The sequence below is a fragment of the Bradyrhizobium sp. 18BD genome (genome assembly GCF_054185225.1).
Window position 1 is genome coordinate 192,659 of the sequence record NZ_JAVAYL010000012.1, and the last position, 16,920, is coordinate 209,578.

15 protein-coding genes are annotated in these 16,920 nt (G+C 65.1%); 6 read left to right on the top strand and 9 right to left on the bottom strand.

The genetic code is table 11. The annotated features are described in order from the left end of the window. Window positions 1-39: 39 nt before the first annotated feature. The gene (locus RAD16_RS22580) at window positions 40-390 is read left to right on the top strand and encodes a histone (RefSeq protein WP_458160053.1); all 351 of its coding nucleotides are present in this window, start codon (window positions 40-42) and stop codon (window positions 388-390) included. Between the two features lie 428 nt (window positions 391-818). Next, complete coding sequence (locus RAD16_RS22585; protein ID WP_458160054.1) at window positions 819-1,850, top strand: TorF family putative porin; 1,032 nt, start codon at window positions 819-821, stop codon at window positions 1,848-1,850. Between the two features lie 216 nt (window positions 1,851-2,066). On the opposite strand, the gene RAD16_RS22590 is transcribed toward RAD16_RS22585, so the two are convergent. Next, window positions 2,067-3,830, bottom strand: a complete 1,764-nt coding sequence (locus RAD16_RS22590; RefSeq protein ID WP_458160055.1) for an ABC transporter ATP-binding protein/permease — start codon at window positions 3,828-3,830, stop codon at window positions 2,067-2,069. A gap of 336 nt (window positions 3,831-4,166) precedes the next feature. Between RAD16_RS22590 and RAD16_RS22595 the strand changes: the two genes are divergently transcribed. Next, entirely contained in the window at window positions 4,167-5,831 is a 1,665-nt protein-coding gene (locus tag RAD16_RS22595; protein ID WP_458160056.1) for an L-lactate permease, read from the top strand. A gap of 132 nt (window positions 5,832-5,963) precedes the next feature. Further along, complete coding sequence (locus RAD16_RS22600) at window positions 5,964-6,362, top strand: META domain-containing protein (RefSeq protein WP_458160057.1); 399 nt, start codon at window positions 5,964-5,966, stop codon at window positions 6,360-6,362. Between the two features lie 152 nt (window positions 6,363-6,514). Here the strand turns inward: RAD16_RS22600 and RAD16_RS22605 are convergent, their stop codons facing one another. From RAD16_RS22605 to RAD16_RS22615, 3 genes are all read right to left on the bottom strand, one after another. Next, window positions 6,515-7,726: a hypothetical protein gene (locus RAD16_RS22605; RefSeq protein ID WP_458160058.1), complete on the bottom strand. Its 1,212-nt coding sequence runs from the start codon at window positions 7,724-7,726 to the stop codon at window positions 6,515-6,517. 141 nt (window positions 7,727-7,867) lie between these two features. Beyond that, window positions 7,868-9,499 (bottom strand): chaperonin GroEL, encoded by a 1,632-nt coding sequence (groL, locus tag RAD16_RS22610; RefSeq protein ID WP_326897558.1) that lies wholly within the window; start codon window positions 9,497-9,499, stop codon window positions 7,868-7,870. Between the two features lie 159 nt (window positions 9,500-9,658). Further along, window positions 9,659-9,955 carry a co-chaperone GroES gene (locus RAD16_RS22615; RefSeq protein WP_212080141.1) on the bottom strand — a complete coding sequence of 99 codons (297 nt, stop codon included), beginning with the start codon at window positions 9,953-9,955 and terminating at the stop codon, window positions 9,659-9,661. A gap of 315 nt (window positions 9,956-10,270) precedes the next feature. Between RAD16_RS22615 and RAD16_RS22620 the strand changes: the two genes are divergently transcribed. Next, window positions 10,271-10,798 carry a hypothetical protein gene (locus RAD16_RS22620; RefSeq protein WP_458160059.1) on the top strand — a complete coding sequence of 176 codons (528 nt, stop codon included), beginning with the start codon at window positions 10,271-10,273 and terminating at the stop codon, window positions 10,796-10,798. A gap of 165 nt (window positions 10,799-10,963) precedes the next feature. Here RAD16_RS22620 and RAD16_RS22625 read toward each other — a convergent pair whose 3' ends face one another. Continuing rightward, window positions 10,964-11,749, bottom strand: coding sequence for a protein phosphatase CheZ (locus RAD16_RS22625; RefSeq protein ID WP_458160060.1), 786 nt, complete (start codon window positions 11,747-11,749; stop codon window positions 10,964-10,966). 312 nt (window positions 11,750-12,061) lie between these two features. On the opposite strand from RAD16_RS22625, the gene RAD16_RS22630 reads away from it, so the two are divergent. Further along, entirely contained in the window at window positions 12,062-12,877 is an 816-nt protein-coding gene (locus RAD16_RS22630) for a L,D-transpeptidase family protein (protein WP_458160062.1), read from the top strand. A gap of 77 nt (window positions 12,878-12,954) precedes the next feature. On the opposite strand, the gene RAD16_RS22635 is transcribed toward RAD16_RS22630, so the two are convergent. From RAD16_RS22635 to hisG, 4 genes are all read right to left on the bottom strand, one after another. Next, complete coding sequence (locus tag RAD16_RS22635; RefSeq protein ID WP_458160063.1) at window positions 12,955-13,824, bottom strand: DUF2076 domain-containing protein; 870 nt, start codon at window positions 13,822-13,824, stop codon at window positions 12,955-12,957. A 126-nt stretch (window positions 13,825-13,950) separates the two neighbouring features. Further along, a complete protein-coding gene (locus tag RAD16_RS22640) occupies window positions 13,951-14,796 on the bottom strand; it encodes a ChbG/HpnK family deacetylase (RefSeq protein WP_458160064.1) in 846 nt (281 codons plus the stop codon). Then, window positions 14,793-15,839 carry a glycosyltransferase family 2 protein gene (locus RAD16_RS22645; RefSeq protein WP_458160065.1) on the bottom strand — a complete coding sequence of 349 codons (1,047 nt, stop codon included), beginning with the start codon at window positions 15,837-15,839 and terminating at the stop codon, window positions 14,793-14,795. Before RAD16_RS22645 ends, RAD16_RS22640 begins: the two co-directional genes overlap by 4 nt. 100 nt (window positions 15,840-15,939) lie before the next feature. Beyond that, window positions 15,940-16,917: an ATP phosphoribosyltransferase gene (hisG, locus tag RAD16_RS22650; RefSeq protein WP_458160066.1), complete on the bottom strand. Its 978-nt coding sequence runs from the start codon at window positions 16,915-16,917 to the stop codon at window positions 15,940-15,942. Window positions 16,918-16,920 lie beyond the last annotated feature (3 nt).

Below are 16,920 nucleotides of genomic sequence, written 5' to 3' on the forward strand. Positions count from 1 at the left end.
CCCGATCGACCATTGTTCGGCGGCAACAGGAGGACCACGATGGCGAAAGCGAAGAAGAAGAAAAGCAAGAAGGCCAAAAAGGCCAAGAAGGTTGTAGCGGCGAAGAAGACCGCGAAGAAGGCAGCCAAGAAGTCTGCGAAGAAGTCAGCCAAGAAGGCCGCGCCGAAGAAGGCCGCCAAGAAGACGGCGAAGAAAGCCGCCAAGGCTGCGTCGAAAAAGGCTGCACCGAAGAAGGCCGCGAAGAAAGCGGCGCCGAAGAAGGCGAAGGCAGCTCCCGTACCGCAGCCGTCAGCGCCAGCGGCAGCTCCGGCTCCCGAGCCTGTCGCCGAGACGAGCTGGGCGATGCCTTCGTTTTCTGCGGAACCGACGCCGGCCGAGGGACAAGGTTAGGTCCCAAGGTCAGGCGCCAAGGTCAGGCCAGAGATCGGGTCGATCCGACGCCCCGATCGACAGACAGCAAGAGGCCGCGGCGGCGACGCTGCGGCCTTTTTGCATCGCTATGGCTGCCACCACAGGTGGTCATTTCCACCGTCAGCTTGATTCGTAATGCGCAGAGCACGGCGCCATAGTGCCCCGTACTAATTCGGTTCTCCCTGTGCACTTTGGAGTGCAAATAATGTGATCGAGAAGCCACACAGGCTGACAACCTTTCGTGGAATCGTCAGAACGCCTAAAAAGTCGGCAGATGCCCGTGATTTTTGCTTCACGGTTCACATCCGCCGCTCCAGATTGTCGCAGTAACGAAATTTTGCAGACAGGTCGTGCGCCCCGGGGGGCTTCCGGGACCGACTGGGTAAGAACTGGTGATGGGGATCGAAATGAAAAAAGTGGCTTTGTTGGCAACGGCGCTGGCATTGGTGACGGGTTCGGCTTTCGCGGCAGACATGCCGGTGAAGGCGCTGAAGGCTCCGCCGCCGCCCGCGTTTGACCCCTGGGATATCGCCTTCGGCGGCGGCATCATGAGCGACTACATCTTCCGCGGTGTCACCCAGTCGAACCACAACCCGTCGGTCGCGGCCTATTTCGAGCCGCGCTACAACGTCAACAAGGACCTGCAGCTTTACGTTGGTGCGTCCGCGGAGAGCATCTCGTTCCCGAACCGCGCCGCGGCCGAAGTCGACATCTACGGCGGTATCCGCCCGACCTTCGGCATGTTCGCCTTCGACTTCGGTATCTGGGGCTACCTGTATCCGGGCGGAAGCTGCTTCGGCTCGCAGGGCACCCTCGTCCAGGGCAATTGCGGCAGCAGCCTCGACAATTCCCAGGGCGCCATCGGCCTTCCGATCAACGGCAACTTCGCCAAGAAGGACGCGAGCTTCTACGAAGTCTACGCCAAGCTGAACCTCAACATTAACGACCAGTGGGTGGTCGGCTTCAACGAGTACTATTCGCCGAACTTCCTGAACCTCGGCGCCTGGGGCAACTACTCCTCGATCACCGCCAAGTGGACCGCGCCGAGCACAACCTTTGGCTCCAGCGGCGTCGGCATGTATGTGTCGGGTGAGTTCGGCCGTCAGTGGCTCGGCACCTCCGACGTCTTCTACGGCATCGCCGGCGACCCGCTGTACGCGAACGGCATCAAGGAGCCCAGCTACAACACCTGGAACATCGGTGTCGGCTTCACCTACAAGGTGTTCACGCTCGATCTGCGCTACTACGACACCGACCTGTCCAAGGGCAATTGCAACGCCTTCACCAGCGACTTCTCGGCCACCAATTCCAGCCCCGGCTTCGTCACCCCGATCAACGGTGGTGCCAACGCGGCCACGGCCTTCGGCTCCAACTGGTGTAGCGCTGCTGGTGTCGCCAAGCTGTCCTTCGACCTGACGGCGATGAGCAACCTGAAGTAAGTTTCTTTCCGAGACGACTTCGAGGGCGGCAGGACAACCTGCCGCCCTTTTGCTTTGGGGCTTTTGGGCTCGCCGTGGAGCGAGACTGCGAAGCAATCCAGAATCTCTCCGCGGCGGCAGCGCGTAGCCCGGATGGAGCGCAGCGAAATCCGGGGGCTATCGGCGCGGTGAGATGCCCCGGATTGCGCTTCGCTCCATCCGGGCTACCCTCTCGCCTCAGCGCGCCGCGGTCGTCTCCGCCTCGGCCGCCTCACCCTCCTTGCCGACGACGTGGATCGCGCCGTCCTTCACCATCGTTACCTTGCGGGTGTGGAAGGCGTCGAGCGTCGAGCGGTGGCCGATCGAGACGATGGTGGCCTGCGGCAGCTTCTCCGCCAGCAGCCGGTACAGCCGGGCCTCGGAGGGCTCGTCCAGCGATGCCGTGGCCTCGTCCAGGAACAGATAGTCCGGCACATGCAGCAGCGCGCGGGCGAGGCCCAGGCGCTGCTGCTCGCCGAGCGACAGCATCCGGTTCCAATGGCCTTCCTCGTTGAGCCGTTCGGCGAGGTCGGGCAGGCCGACGGCGATCACCGCGTCCCGGATCCGGGTTGCCTGGAATGCGCCGGGCGCAGCGGGATAGATCACGGCGTCGCCGAGCGCGCCGACCGGGAAATAGGGGCGTTGCGGCAGCGTCATGAGCTTGGCCTGCGCGGGGATGGCGATGGTGCCGGTGCCGAACGGCCAGATGCCGGCGATGGCGCGGAACAGCGTCGACTTGCCGGCGCCAGACGGCCCTGTCACGAGCACGCGCTCGGGCGCCTGGATGGCGAAGCCGTCGGCGGCGACCAGCGGCGTACCGTTGGGGAGATACACGCAGAGCTTCTCGAGGTCGATATTGCGGCTGCCGCCCACCGTCTTGAGCTCGACCGTCGCCTCATGCGCCGGCAGGTTTGCCGCGCTCTCGACCGACATCTCGAAGCCGTCGAGACGAGCAACGATCGCGCGCCATTCCGCCAGTGCCCGGTAGGCCGTCACGAAGAACGACAGGGCGCCCTGGACGCTGGAGAAGGCCGACGCCGTCTGCATCATGTCGCCGAGCTGGATCTTCTTGGCGAAGAAGGCCGGTGCCACCAGCACGTAGGGAAAGATCACGGCAGCCTGCTGATAGCTTGCGGTGAACATCGTGAGGCGCTTGGTCCGGCTCATGATCGCGTACCAGTTACCGATCACGAAGCCGAAGCGATCGAGCAGGCGACTGCGTTCGGCGCCTTCGCCCTTGAGCAGCGCGATCTGCTCCGAGTTCTCGCGGACGCGGACGAGGTTGAAGCGGAAGTCCGCTTCATAGCGCTGCTGCTCGAAATTGAGGTTGACCAGCGGGCGGCCGATCCAGTGGGTCAGCGCGGTGCCGAAGATCGCGTAGATCAGCGCGCCCCAGCACAGATAGCCGGGGATCATGAAGTCGGTGCCGAACAGGTGCAGCGGCGCGGCGTTGGAGAGTCCCCAGAGGATGAGCGCAAAGGAGAACAGCGTCACGATCGAGGAGAGCAGGCCGAGCCCGATGGTCAGGGTCTGCTCGACGAAGTTCTTGACGTCCTCGGTGATGCGCTGGTCCGGGTTGTCGGCCGCGTCGCCCTTGAGCTGCATGCGGTAGTGCGTGGCGCCGTTGAGCCATTCGCCGAGATAATGCCTGGTCAGCCAATTCCGCCAGCGGATCTGGAGCCACTGATTCAGGTACAGCTTGTAGACCGCCAGCGCGATATAGGTGAAGGCGAGGGCGATGAAGATCCAGATCTGCGTGACGAAGGAGTCCCAGTCGCTGGCCTGGAGCGCGCTGTAGAACCGGTTCTGCCACTGGTTCACCAGCACGTCGATCGCGACCAGCGCCAGCTCGATCGCGATCACGGCGCCGAGCAGGCCGCGGCCGGCCCATTTGTCCTCCGACCGGAAATAGGGGGCGGCGATTCGCCAGACGGTCGCGAGCGTGGCGCGGATGTTGTTCACAGAGCTCTGTCTCCTCGAGGGGATGGGCACAAATGCCTGAAGCCAAAGGCTTGCGGCAAAGGCAGAAATGGGCGCGCTCAGACTAGAAATGGGCGCACTTAGACTAAAGTCGCAAGTTCTGCAATTTGCGTTGGCTTGTCGCCGCTTGCAACCCTAGCATGGGCTTTAGCGGCGCGGGGTGGGGGCCTCCAGGATTTCGCGAGCTTGTGAGCAGGCGGGAACCGTCGCATTCGCGAGGAATTCGCATCCAACTCGGGGGTTATCGCTTCCAACGCCAAGCAGGTCCGGCTGTCCACGCGGGCCGCCTGCCACACACATGCGTGGGGGAGGAAGACCATGTGGAATCAAATCTATGATCCGCTGCACAGCCCCGTGCTGTCGACCATTGCGGCGGCGGTGCCTGTCGTCACGCTGCTGGTCCTGATCGCGAGCGGTCGCGTGAAGGCGCATATCGCAGCCATCATCGCCGTGATCGTGACCAACCTGATCACGATCTTCGTCTTCACCATGCCGGCCAACATGTCGATCCGCGCCTCGGTGCTCGGCATCGTCACCGGCTTCTTCCCGATCGGCTGGATCGTTCTCAACGTCATCTTCCTCTACCAGGTGACGGTCGCGACCGGCCGCTTCGAATTGCTCAAGCGCGCGGTCGGCGGCGTCACCGAGGACCGGCGGCTGCAATTGCTGCTGATCGCGTTCTCGTTCGGCGCCTTCTTCGAGGGCGCGTCCGGCTTCGGCACGCCGGTCGCGATCACCGGCGCCGTGCTGATCGGCCTCGGCTTCTCGCCGCTCGCGGCCTCCGGCCTGTCGCTGATCGCCAACACCGCGCCGGTCGCCTATGGCGCGCTGGGTACGCCGATCCAGGGCCTTGCCTCGGTCACCGGGCTCGATCCCTACATCCTCGGTGCGATGGTCGGACGGCAATTGCCGTTCTTCTCGCTGATCGTGCCGTTCTGGGTGGTGTGGGCGTTCGCGGGCTGGAAGGGCATGAAGGACGTCTGGCCGGCGATCCTGGTCACCGGCGTGTCGTTCGCGATCCCGCAATTCGTGATCTCGAACTTCATCAATCCCTGGATCGTCGACATCGGCGCGTCGCTGATCTCGATGGGCGCGCTGATCCTGTTCCTGAAGGTGTGGCAGCCCAGGCAGCTCTGGCTGTCGCCGGCGCTGCGCGGACATGATGAATCGGCGGCGACGATGGCCACCGCAAAGCCGCTCGACAAGACGCCGCTGACGCAGAGCGAGATGTGGAGCGCGCTGCTGCCGTGGATCATCGTCTGCATCGTGATGCTGATCTGGGGCAATGGTGCATTCAAGACCTGGGCGAACTCGATCTTCGTCTGGAACTATCCGGTGCCCGAACTGCACCAGATGATCAACAAGATGCCGCCGGTCGCACCGGCGCCGACCAAGGAAACTGCGGTGTTCGGCTTCACCTATCTGTCGTTCACCGGCACCGGCATGCTGATCGCGGCGATCATCTCCGGCTTCCTGATGGGCGTCGGTCCCGGACGGTTGCTGACCGAGTACGGCCGCACCATCCGCCTGTGCGCGATCTCGCTGATCACGATCTCGGCGATGCTCGCGATCGGCACGCTGACGCGGCTGTCCGGCGTCGACGCCACGCTCGGTCTCGCCTTCGCCGCGACCGGCGTGCTCTATCCCTTCTTCGGCACGCTGCTCGGCTGGCTGGGTGTGGCGCTGACCGGATCGGATACGTCGTCGAACATTTTGTTCGGCAACCTCCAGAAGATCACGTCCCAGCAGCTCGGCCTGTCGCCGATCCTGATGGCGGCGGCGAATTCATCGGGTGGCGTGATGGGCAAGATGATCGACGCGCAGTCGATCGTCGTCGCCTCCACGGCGACGAATTGGTACGGCCACGAGGGCACCATCCTGCGCTTCGTGTTCTGGCACTCGATCGTGCTGGCCTGTCTCGTCGGCGTGCTCGTGACGTTGCAGGCCTATGTCTGGCCGTTCACGGCGCTGGTCCTGCACTAGCAGGCCACGCTTCGACGCAAATCCCCGCGAGGTTCGCCCTCACGGGGATTTTGCGTCCGTACCCGGCGAACCTTCTCAATGACGCCATCGTCTTATAGAAGGTGCGGCAAATCAGGTCGGTCGAGAGGTTTCATGGTTTCGATCAAGCAGATCGTATGTGTGACGGTTGCAATGCTCGCGGTGTCAACGCTCGCGCGCGCCGAGGAGGGTTTTCCGTTCGGCACCGAGATGACGCTGGAGGCGCTGCCGCAGCCCGGCTCGAAGCGGATCCCGAACATCGAGATCGGCGACAATGGCGAGGTCGTGCTCGAGCTCTGGTGCAAGGGCGGCAAGGGCCAGTTCTCCGTCGCCGGCAACACCGTGATCTTCGTGCCCGGCCAGATCCAGGACCGTTCCTGCCCGCCGGCGCGGGCGCAGGCCGACGACGATCTCGTCACAGCGCTGAGCAGTGTCGAGACCTGGAAGCGCCAAGGTGACGTGCTGACGCTGATCGGCCCCAAGCCGCTGCGCTTTCGCTCGACCGGGAATTAGCTTTCGCTCTCGTGTCCCGGACAAGGCGTAGCGCGCAAGCGCTGCGCCGCAGAGCCGGGACCCAGTTCTGTCCACGATCGCGCTTGTCGTTTCTGGGCCCCGGCTCTGCAGCGCATCACTGACGTGCTGCGCTGCGTCCGGAGCGCGAGAGCCTATTTCCACACCGACTTGTCGGCGTCCCAGCGCTGGCCCCTCAGCTCCTTGGCGAGCGCCTCGATCGAGCCGTTGTCGTCGGGCTGATTGCCTTCCTCGTCGGCCGAAGCTTCGTCCGAGAGATTGAGCTTGGCGCCGCTGCTCTCATCCGCGGTCGTGGTCGCGGGGCTGCCGATCCACAGCATCAGCTTGTCGGTGCTGCCGGGCTTGTCCGGCGAGATCAGTCCTGCGACTTCGATCGTGTCGGTGAGATCGAGCGCCGGGAAATCCTGGTTCGGCCGCTTGAACACCAGCTTGAGCTTGCCGGTCGCGGGGTTGAAGTTTTGCGAGACCGGCTTCGCCGCGAGCGTCTTGCTCAGCACGCCCGCCACCGCGCTTGCGAGCTTGTCGCGGCTGATCTTGTCGCCGTCGCGCCAGTCGGCGGCGGCAAAGCGGATGGTGCGGTCCATCTCGGTCATACCAGCGGTCCAGCCTGCGGCGGTGACGCCCGGCATCGCCTTGAACTTGGCGAGCAGCGCGGCCGCGCGCTCCGGATCGACCGACATGTTGATGGTCTGCTCGCCGGCGCGCAGCGCGTCGCAGCCGACCGACAGGCTCGCCAGCGTCACCTCGACCTCCTGGCCCTTCAGGCTCTTCAGGAACTCGGTCGCCGCATCCAGCTTGACCTTGACCGCGATCGCCTCCGGCGAGACGTCGGTGAAATCCTTCGGCTGCGCCGTGATGCCGTCGTCGGAGGTCTGGTTGTCCTGGAACTCCTTCTCGCTGAGATCGGAATTGTCGGGCGAGGTGACCTCGGTGACGGTCTGGCCGATGCTGATCTGGCCGCGGAATTCGAACGTGTCGCCGGACTGCTTGCGCAGCAGCTTCACGCTGACGGGCGACTTCTCGCCGAGGCTCTGCGTCGTGCCGGTCAGGTTCTGGCCGGCGACCTGGAGGTTGACGACGAAGCGGTCCTTGCGGTCGGAATTCTTCGCGACGGGATAGCAGACGTCGAGCACGGCCGCCGTGACCGTCTTGCCCTGGCGCGTCTCCTTCAGGATCACGTCGGCATTGCCGTCCATCAGCCCGTCGATCGAGGTGAAATAGCGCGTCTCGGTGCCGCCGGGCGCCGCCGCCTTCGGCGACAATTTCATCTGGGCGGATGCGACTTCGGGCGAGACGACGAGAAGTGCCGCCAAAAGGGCAGTCGAACAAACCAGAAGCGCACGCATTGTGAAGTCCTCGCGCAATCGAATCGGCCGCCACCGTAGTTGGTTTTGGCCGTCGGTTGAATTGCAAAGCGTCCGGGACGATGGGCAAAAAAGAAGGCCGCCCGGAGGCGGCCTTCGCAATGCTGTGATGGAACGGACGGCTTAGAAGCCACCCATGCCGCCGCCGGCGGGCATCGCGGGCGGAGCGTCCTTCTTCGGCAGCTCGGCGACCATGGCTTCGGTGGTCACCAGCAGGCCGGACACGGAGGCGGCGTCCTGCAGCGCGGTGCGCACCACCTTGGCGGGATCGATGATGCCCTTCTCGACCATGTCGACATAGTCCTCGTTCTGGGCGTCGAAGCCGAAGGTCTCGGACTTGTTCTCCAGGATCTTGCCGACCACGATCGAGCCTTCCACGCCGGCGTTCTCGGAGATCTGGCGGATCGGGGCTTCCAGCGCCTTCAGCACGATGTTGATGCCGGCCTGGACGTCGGCATTGGCGTTGGTGAGACGGCCGACCGCCTTCTTGGCGCGGAGCAGCGCGACGCCGCCGCCGGGGACGATGCCTTCCTGCACCGCGGCGCGGGTGGCGTTGAGCGCGTCCTCGACGCGATCCTTCTTCTCCTTGACCTCGATCTCGGTCGCGCCGCCGACGCGGATCACCGCGACGCCGCCGGCGAGCTTGGCGAGGCGCTCCTGGAGCTTCTCGCGGTCGTAGTCCGAGGTGGTCTCCTCGATCTGGGCCTTGATCTGGCCGACGCGGGCCTCGATCTCCGGCTTCTTGCCGGCGCCCTTGACGATCGTGGTGTTCTCCTTGTCGATCACGACCTTGCCGGCACGACCGAGCATCTTCACTGTGACGTTCTCGAGTTTCATGCCGAGGTCTTCGGAGATCAGCTGGCCGCCGGTCAGGATCGCGAGGTCTTCCAGCATGGCCTTGCGGCGGTCACCGAAGCCGGGCGCCTTGACGGCGGCGACCTTGAGGCCGCCACGCAGGCGGTTCACGACCAGGGTGGCCAGCGCCTCGCCCTCGACGTCCTCGGCGATGATGACGAGCGGCTTGCCCGACTGCACCACGGCTTCGAGCACCGGCAGCATGGCCTGCAGGCCCGACAGCTTCTTCTCGTGCAGGAGGATGTAGGCGTCCTCGAGCTCGGCGGTCATCTTCTCGGCATTGGTGACGAAGTAGGGCGACAGATAGCCGCGGTCGAACTTCATGCCCTCGACGATGTCCACCTCGGTGTCGAGCGACTTGTTCTCCTCGACGGTGATGACGCCCTCGTTGCCGACCTTCTGCATCGCCTGGGCGATCATCTTGCCGATCGCGGCATCGCCATTGGCCGAGATGGTGCCGACCTGGGCGACCTCGGAGGAGGCGGCAACCGGCTTGGCGCGCTTCTCGATGTCCTTGATGACGGCGGCAACCGCGCTGTCGATACCGCGCTTGAGATCCATCGGGTTCATGCCGGCGGCAACCGCCTTGGCGCCTTCGCGCACGATAGCCTGGGCCAGCACGGTCGCGGTGGTGGTGCCGTCGCCGGCGAGGTCGTTGGTCTTGGAGGCGACCTCACGCACCATCTGGGCGCCCATGTTCTCGAACTTGTCCTCGAGCTCGATCTCCTTGGCGACGGTGACGCCGTCCTTGGTGATGCGGGGCGCGCCGAACGACTTCTCGATGACGACGTTGCGGCCCTTCGGGCCGAGCGTCACCTTGACGGCGTTGGCGAGAATGTCGACGCCGCGCAGCATGCGATCGCGCGCGTCTCCGGAAAACTTGACGTCTTTGGCAGCCATGTCTGCAATCCCTCGTGTTTCGTGATGTGTCTTGTTTCGTGCTGTATCGTGCCGCCTTCGCATCAATTCCGGGACCGGAAGGTTGACCCCGGCGGAATGATGGATGCCCGGATCGTGCGATCCGGGCATGACATTCAGCGGCCGTTCAGGCGGATGGCCTTAGGCCAGAACGCCCATGATGTCCGACTCCTTCATGATCAGGAGATCTTCGTTGTCGATCTTGACCTCGGTGCCCGACCACTTGCCGAACAGCACGCGGTCGCCGACCTTGAGGTCGATCGGGGTCAGCTTGCCGGCCTCGTCGCGGCCGCCGGGACCGACGGCGACGACCTCGCCCTGGGACGGCTTTTCCTTGGCGGTGTCCGGAATGATGATGCCGCCCTTGGTCTTTTCCTCGGCGTCGATACGTTTGACCACGACACGGTCATGCAGCGGACGAAATTTGGATTTAGCCATGACGTTTCCCTTTGGAGGCTCGCTTCGGAAGTAGCGGAAGTGGGTGGGGCGGCGCTTCCGTCCTCCCTCGTCCCGAGGATCGAACGGCGCGCTTAGCAATCGGGCTTTCCGAGTGCTAATAGTGCGCCCGGAAATATGGCTTGGCCGCGATCCTGTCAAGCAAAGGTGGTTAAGCGATTGGTGAGGCGGATATAGGATGGTGGCATTGGAAACTTGTTCGGGGCTCCGGCGTATCAAAGGACGTCATTGCTCCGGCAGCGGTTTTGCGCTTGGCTGCGGGAGGGGTGCGGCCATGGTCTTGTTCGGGGGAATGCCATGATCAGTTCAGCTCACGTGCGCACGGTTGCCAACCTGGTGGCCGCCTCATGCTTGGCGCTGCTGCTCGGCGCCTGCGGCGGCGGTATGAGCCTGCCGTCGTTCTCGTCGAATCAACCGCCGCCTGAGGCCGATACCGGCCCCGGCGGCGGGCCGGAGATGCCGGCGAGCATCCGTGCCGACGAGATCGTCGGCCGCTGGGGTCTCGCCTCGTTCCAGAACCCGGCCGACCGCCCGCGTACCGAGAAGATGGCGCGCGAGCAGTGCAAGAATCCCTACGTGATCGGCGCCGGTTCCTCCGGCGGCGTGGTGATGCACCTGGCCGACCAGGCAACGCCCCAGGAGCTCCGGCTGAAGGGCTCGCCGAGCGGCAAGAACTATATCGGGCCGGCCGGTCCGACCCCCGGCGAGCAGGACCGCGAGATCGTGTCCTTCGACGGCCGCGTCATGATCACCCGCTTCATCGACAAGGATGCCGCCACCCGCTACGGCAACATGGTCTACGTGCGCTGCGCGCCGCGGGCGTGATCGGGGCTCGGGCCTAACCGCCCGTCATTGCGAGCGAAGCGAAGCAATCCAGGCTGCCTCCGCGGAGATACTCTGGATTGCTTCGCTTCGCTCGCAATGACGAAGACAACAAAAAAAAAGCCGGCTTGCGCCGGCGTTTTGTTTTTCTCTCTCGCGCGCGTCCGTTCAGTCGAACAGCGCGTCGATGTCGTCCTGCGAGGCGTGGCCGACGTCGCCGGCGAGCTTCGGGCCATTGAGGAGCTTGTCGTCGTCGCTGCGGGTGTCGACCGGCGGCGGCACATGGGCCTTGATCGCGTCGACGCCGCCCCAGATGTCCATCATCGCATTGATGTGCTGCTCGATGAACTTCATCGTGGTCATGACCTTGCTGATGCGCTGGCCGGTCAGGTCCTGGAAGTTGCAGGCTTCGAAGATCGAGATGACGCGTTCCTGGATGTCGTCGGCGAGCCGCTTCTGCTGGTCGGCCGAGTCCACCTTGGACATCGCGCTGGCAGCCTGGTCGATCGACTCGGCCGCTTCGAGAATTTGCTGGGTCGCCTGCTCGGTGCCGCCGACCACCGCGCCGAGTTCGCCATTGACCTTGGCCATTTCGCCGCCGTCAAAACTCTTGCCGTGCAGCGTCGCGATCTCGCGCTTGGTGCGATCGATGGCGTCGTGGATCAGGTCGAGCTCGACCTTCAGCTTCTCGCACTGCTCGATCTGCGCCCGGTAGGTATCGAGCATGGTGCGCGCTTCGGAGAGCTCATGCGCCGTGGACGCGTCGATCGCCGCCATGGCCGCGCTGCCGGACAGCGGGGCAGCGGTAATGCCCTTCGCCATCTGTGCGCGGATCGCGCGCAGCTCCGCCATAATCTCGCTATGCATCGGGCCTGCCTCTTCTGTTACGTCTAGAATCGGCATCTCGCCACCGGCGATATCCTCGACACGAAAACGCTTGCGGTGAACAGCCATCAGGATACTCCCCCCACCTCACTCACGCGTCTTTGTAGGCAGAAGCAATTTAACACGAGGTTCACAGCGGGAACTGTTGTGCGGCCACGCGCGACGGCGCGCAAAGGAGCGATTAACCATGAGGCTCCGCCCTTCATCGAAAATAAACGCTGATCGCCAAATTGCCGCGCCATTCGCGACGTGGTGAATCGAAACGCCTGATACGTTTACCAAACGAAACGGAGTTTGCTCTTTATTGACCACGTCGAGGACGCGAACAGCCAGCGCGTTCGGCGGCGAATGCAACTAGACGAAACAGTACAGAGTACGTCGATGTTCAAGAAAATGTCTGTCGCGCTGCTCGGCAGCGCTTGCACCTTCGTTGTCGGCGCGAACAGCGCCAGCGCATTCGACAATACGGTGCCGAACGATCCGCCCGCGGTGCTTTATCAGCCGCAGGTGCCGGCGGCGCCGGTGCGCGTCGCCTCCAATGCCAACATGGGCGGCGGCTTCATCGAGTTCCTGTTCGGCGACGGCCCCGGCCGCGGTCCGGCCTACGCGCCGCAAGCGCCGGTCTATCAGCAGCAGCCGGGATACTACGACCAGCGCCGCCTGCCGCCGATGGGTGAGCCGCAGATGCAAGGCGGATATCAGCAGGGCGCCGGTCTCCAACAGGAGACGATCGACCCGCGGCAGCGTCCGTTCGATCCGAAATTCGAAAAACAATCTGTTGACTATAGCGGCAAGGAAAGTGCCGGCACGATCGTGGTCGATACGCCGAACAAGTTCCTCTACCTCGTCGAGGGCAACGGCCGCGCGATGCGCTACGGCATCGGCGTCGGGCGTCCGGGCTTCACCTGGTCCGGCGTCAAGTCGATCACGGCCAAGCGCGAATGGCCGGACTGGACCCCGCCGGCGGAAATGATCGCGCGCCGGCCCGACCTGCCCCGGCACATGGAGGGCGGCCCGGAAAACCCGCTCGGCGCCCGCGCGATGTATCTGGGCTCGACGCTCTACCGCATCCACGGCTCCAACGAGCCCTGGACCATCGGCACCAACGTCTCCTCCGGCTGCATCCGCATGCGCAACGAGGACGTCATCGACCTCTACGGCCGCGTCAATGTCGGCACCAAGGTCGTGGTGATGTGAGCCCCGAGCAAGCAGCTTGAAATGAAAACGGCCGCCTCCCGGGCGGCCGTTTTGTTTGGTGCGCTGATCAAGCAGCCTCAGGCGTAATCGCTGCCGCCATCGTCGTCGCCGCCGAAATCGCTGTCGTCGGCCATGTCCGTGTTGCCGTCGTCGCGATCGTCGTCGTAGTTCTGGTCGTTGTCGCGGTCGTTCGAGGCCTGGTCGAAGTAGCCCTGGCGGGAATCGCGGTTGGAGCCGATGTCGTTGAGGCCGGCGTCGCGCGCCAGCGAGCCGCCGGATTGATCGCCGCTACCGCCCCAAGGGCTTCCGCCCGCGCTGCCGCCACCGCGCTCCTCGATGATCGTGGTGTCGCCAAAGCCCTGCTGGTGCGATCCGCCCATCATGCCGCGGATGCTGGAGAGCAGCAGGGAGCCGCCGACGACACCGGCCGCGGCTGCCGCCGCCGTGCCGAGGAACGAGCCGCCGCCACCGCCGACCGGCGGGGCGCCATAACCCTGACCCGGGGCGCCATAACCTTGGCCGGGGGCCTGACCCGGGCCTTGGCCGTAAGGCTGTCCGTATTGCGGCTGGCCGTAACCCGGCTGCGCCTGCTGCATCGCCTGGCCGCTGTTCCAGACCGGCCGGGAGTCACGCTGCGGCACGTTCGGAACCGAGCCGCGCGAGGGGCTCCCGCCGAACAAGGTGTCGCGCATGGTGTCGAGGAAGCCGCCGGACGGCGCCTGCTCGGGGGCATGGGCCGCCGCTTCCAGCTCCTGGATGCGGTTATGGGCGCGCTTCAGCGCCTCGTCCTGCAGCAGCGTGGTCTGCACCAGCGCGTAGACGGCGCCGGGGGCCTTGCGCAGCCCGTCGGAGATCGCGGCGATCGCGTCGGGATCGCGCTGTGCATTTTCCAGTTTCGAAAGCCGGTCGAAAAGCTCGTCAACGAGCTGGCGTTCCTGCGGCGTCATGATCTGTCTCCTCTGCGCAAAACCAAGCGCGCCGAAGATGTAGGGTTCCAATGTGGCCCCAACAGTGCCGGCCGGATTAAATTTCTGTATGCGACAAGCTGCCCGAGGGCTCGCTTTTCGCCCGGGTCATCCCAGCGTCACGTTGCTGTCCACCAGCAGGCGCGGGAAGGCGTCGCCTGCGAGATAGGCGTGCTCGCGTTCGCGCACGTCCGTCATCGGGTCGAGGCCGGTGAGGATGTCGTCGACGAAGCCCGGATGGCACATCACGAGGCCGCCATCGGGGAGGCCTTCGAGGAATTGCCGCATCAGCGCGCCGAAATCGGATGCGCGCGTAAAATCATAGGCGCCGGCGAAGCCCGGATTGAAGCTGAGACCGGCGCTGCCGGCGCGGCGGCGGAATTGCGCGCTGAGAATGTCGAGCACCATGGCTTTCGGGGAAGCCAGCCGCTGCGCCAGCGGCAGGTCGCGGCCGCCCTGGCGCACCCAGGCCTGCGGCGCGCCCTCGCTGACGGCATCGACGAAGCCGTCGCGCACCTGCGGATAGAGCTGCACATGCTGATGGCCATCGACGAAATCGGGCGGGCGCCCGAATGCCTCCACGAAGGCCGCCAGTTGCGCCTTCACCTCATTGCGGACGAATTCGCGGTCCAGCCGCCGCATCAACCCTGCGCGCAGCAGCTTCGGAAACGGCATGAACATGTCGCCGTCGAGCGGACGGTAATGCATGGTGAGCGGGCGGAACGGCGCGGACAGCGTCACGTGTAATCCGACGGCGCAGCGCGGGCTTTGCTGCACCGAGGCCTGAAGCGCCTCGACCTCGCCGCGCTCGATCGCAGGGCCGACCATCATCACCGACGTCGCGTTGAGGCGACCGCGCTCGATCAGGTCACGGATGGCGCGGTTGACGCCCGGGCTGATGCCGTAATCGTCGGCGCAGAGCCAGATCCGCCGCAGGCTCGCGGCCGCGCTCATTCAGCCGCGGTCCGCTTCGAGGCGTCGTCGGCCTTGTCGGTCTCGAAATGCTTCTCGCTGTGTTCGGCGACGAAGTAGATCGGGCGCGCCTTCAGCTCGGACAGGATCTTGCCGATATATTCGCCGACGATGCCGATCATGATGAGCTGCACGCCGCCGATCGTCATCAGGCCGACCACGAGCGAGGGATAGCCGGGGACCTGCTTGCCGGTCGTGAAGACCTCCCAGAGGATCGAGAGGCCGAACAGGAAGGCGATGCCGGCGAGGATGACGCCGAGCAGGCTGGCGAAGCGCAGCGGCGCCACCGAGAACGAGGTCAGGCCCTCGATCGACAGGCCGAGCAGGCTCGCGGCGTTGAAGGTGGTGACGCCATGGGCGCGCGCCGCAGGCTCGTAATCGACGCGGATCTGGCGGAAGCCGATCCAGCTCGCGAGGCCCTTGAAGAAGCGGTTGCGCTCCGGCAATTGCCGCAGCGCCGTCACCGCGCGCGGCGACAGCAGGCGGAAGTCGCCGGCGTCTTCCGGAATCTTCTGGCGGGCGCCCCAATTGATCAGCGCGTAGAAGCCGTGCACGGCGACCCGGCGCAGGAAGGTCTCGTTGTCGCGATGCGCCTTGGCGGTATAGACAACGTCATAGCCGTCATCGATCCAGTGCCGCACCAGTTGCTCGATCAGCGCCGGCGGATGCTGGCCGTCGCCGTCCATGAACATCACGGCGCCGAGCCGGGCATGGTCGAGGCCGGCCATCAGCGCAGCTTCCTTGCCGAAATTGCGCGACAGCGACACCACCTGGACGTCGATCGCATCGGCCGGCAGCGAGCGCGCAATCGACAGCGTCGCGTCCTTGCTGCCGTCGTCGACATAGACGACCTCGCAAGACAGCCGGTAGCGCTCCCGCAAGGTCCTGGCGAGATCGCAGATGCGCTGGTGCAGCGCGGCGAGGCCCTTCGCCTCGTTGTAGACGGGGACAACAATCGACAGCCCCTTCGCGGCGGCGCTCGCCGCGGTGGTCGTCAGGCCGGAAACGTCAGAGCCCAGCGTCATCGATCAAGGTTCCAGAGGGCGTTCAAGGTCATCTCAACAGCATATGGTAGCTGCCGTTTGCTGTCGCTACGCTGAACAAGACTGCTCAGCAAACTTGGGCTCACCGCCGCAGGAACGCCTCGAGCTTGGCGAACAGCGGGTTCTCCCGGTCGAACACGTAGTCCAGCGACACCACCGAGACGGTCTCGGCGCCGTGCTCGCGCAGGAAGCTCGCCAGCGCATAGAGCTGCCCCGGCGGGCAGTGCAGCGTGAGCATGCCCGACGAGGTCGGCCCGCCGAACGGGGCTTCGACGCCGAACCGGCTATGGGCTTCGCCGAGCAGGGTGGCGTCGCACTGCCGGAAGCGGGTCCGGACCTCGCGATATTTGTTGGCGCGCGCCCGGGCTGCGATGTGATCGAGGATGATGCGCGCGGTCTCGCGCGCATGCGGCGTCCAGTCAGCATCCTTCGAGGCGACCAGATTGGCCTGGCTGCGCAGCATCACGCCGTCGTCGAGCACCCGCAGACCGTTGGCGGCCAGCGTCGCGCCCGTGGTGGTGATGTCGACGATCAGCTCGGCGCTGCCGGCCGCCGGCGCACCCTCGGTTGCGCCCGCGCTCTCGACGATGCGGTAATCGGTGATGCCGTGGCTCTGGAAGAACGTGCGCGTGAGGTTGACGAACTTGGTCGCGACCCGCATCCGCATGTGATGCTGCTCGCGGAAGCCGGTGGTGACGTCGTCGAGATCGGCCATGGTGCGGACGTCGATCCACGCCTGCGGCACCGCGACGACGACGTCGGCATAGCCGAAGCCGAGCCCCTCGATCAGCGCCACACGCTTGTCCGCGTCAGGGATGTTCTCGCGCACCAGGTCTTCGCCGGTGACGCCGAGATGGGCGAAGCCGCGCGACAGTTGCGAGGCGATCTCGCTCGCCGAGAGATAGGCGACCTCGACATTGTCGAGGCCCGCGATGGTGCCGCGATAGTCGCGGGCGCCGCCGGCCTTCGACAGCTTCAGTCCGGCACGGGCGAAGAAGGCCTCGGTGTTTTCCTGCAGGCGGCCCTTGGAGGGAACGGCCAGAACGAATGGCGCGCTCATGAC

Coding starts and splice junctions, on each gene's coding strand:
- RAD16_RS22580 (WP_458160053.1), top strand. CDS start 40: ATGGCGAAAGCGAAGAAGAAGAAAAGCAAGAAGGCCAAAAAGGCCAAG.
- RAD16_RS22585 (WP_458160054.1), top strand. CDS start 819: ATGAAAAAAGTGGCTTTGTTGGCAACGGCGCTGGCATTGGTGACGGGT.
- RAD16_RS22595 (WP_458160056.1), top strand. CDS start 4,167: ATGTGGAATCAAATCTATGATCCGCTGCACAGCCCCGTGCTGTCGACC.
- RAD16_RS22600 (WP_458160057.1), top strand. CDS start 5,964: ATGGTTTCGATCAAGCAGATCGTATGTGTGACGGTTGCAATGCTCGCG.
- RAD16_RS22605 (WP_458160058.1), bottom strand. CDS start 7,726: ATGCGTGCGCTTCTGGTTTGTTCGACTGCCCTTTTGGCGGCACTTCTC.
- groL (WP_326897558.1), bottom strand. CDS start 9,499: ATGGCTGCCAAAGACGTCAAGTTTTCCGGAGACGCGCGCGATCGCATG.
- RAD16_RS22615 (WP_212080141.1), bottom strand. CDS start 9,955: ATGGCTAAATCCAAATTTCGTCCGCTGCATGACCGTGTCGTGGTCAAA.
- RAD16_RS22620 (WP_458160059.1), top strand. CDS start 10,271: ATGATCAGTTCAGCTCACGTGCGCACGGTTGCCAACCTGGTGGCCGCC.
- RAD16_RS22625 (WP_458160060.1), bottom strand. CDS start 11,749: ATGGCTGTTCACCGCAAGCGTTTTCGTGTCGAGGATATCGCCGGTGGC.
- RAD16_RS22630 (WP_458160062.1), top strand. CDS start 12,062: ATGTTCAAGAAAATGTCTGTCGCGCTGCTCGGCAGCGCTTGCACCTTC.
- RAD16_RS22635 (WP_458160063.1), bottom strand. CDS start 13,824: ATGACGCCGCAGGAACGCCAGCTCGTTGACGAGCTTTTCGACCGGCTT.
- RAD16_RS22640 (WP_458160064.1), bottom strand. CDS start 14,796: ATGAGCGCGGCCGCGAGCCTGCGGCGGATCTGGCTCTGCGCCGACGAT.
- RAD16_RS22645 (WP_458160065.1), bottom strand. CDS start 15,839: ATGACGCTGGGCTCTGACGTTTCCGGCCTGACGACCACCGCGGCGAGC.
- hisG (WP_458160066.1), bottom strand. CDS start 16,917: ATGAGCGCGCCATTCGTTCTGGCCGTTCCCTCCAAGGGCCGCCTGCAG.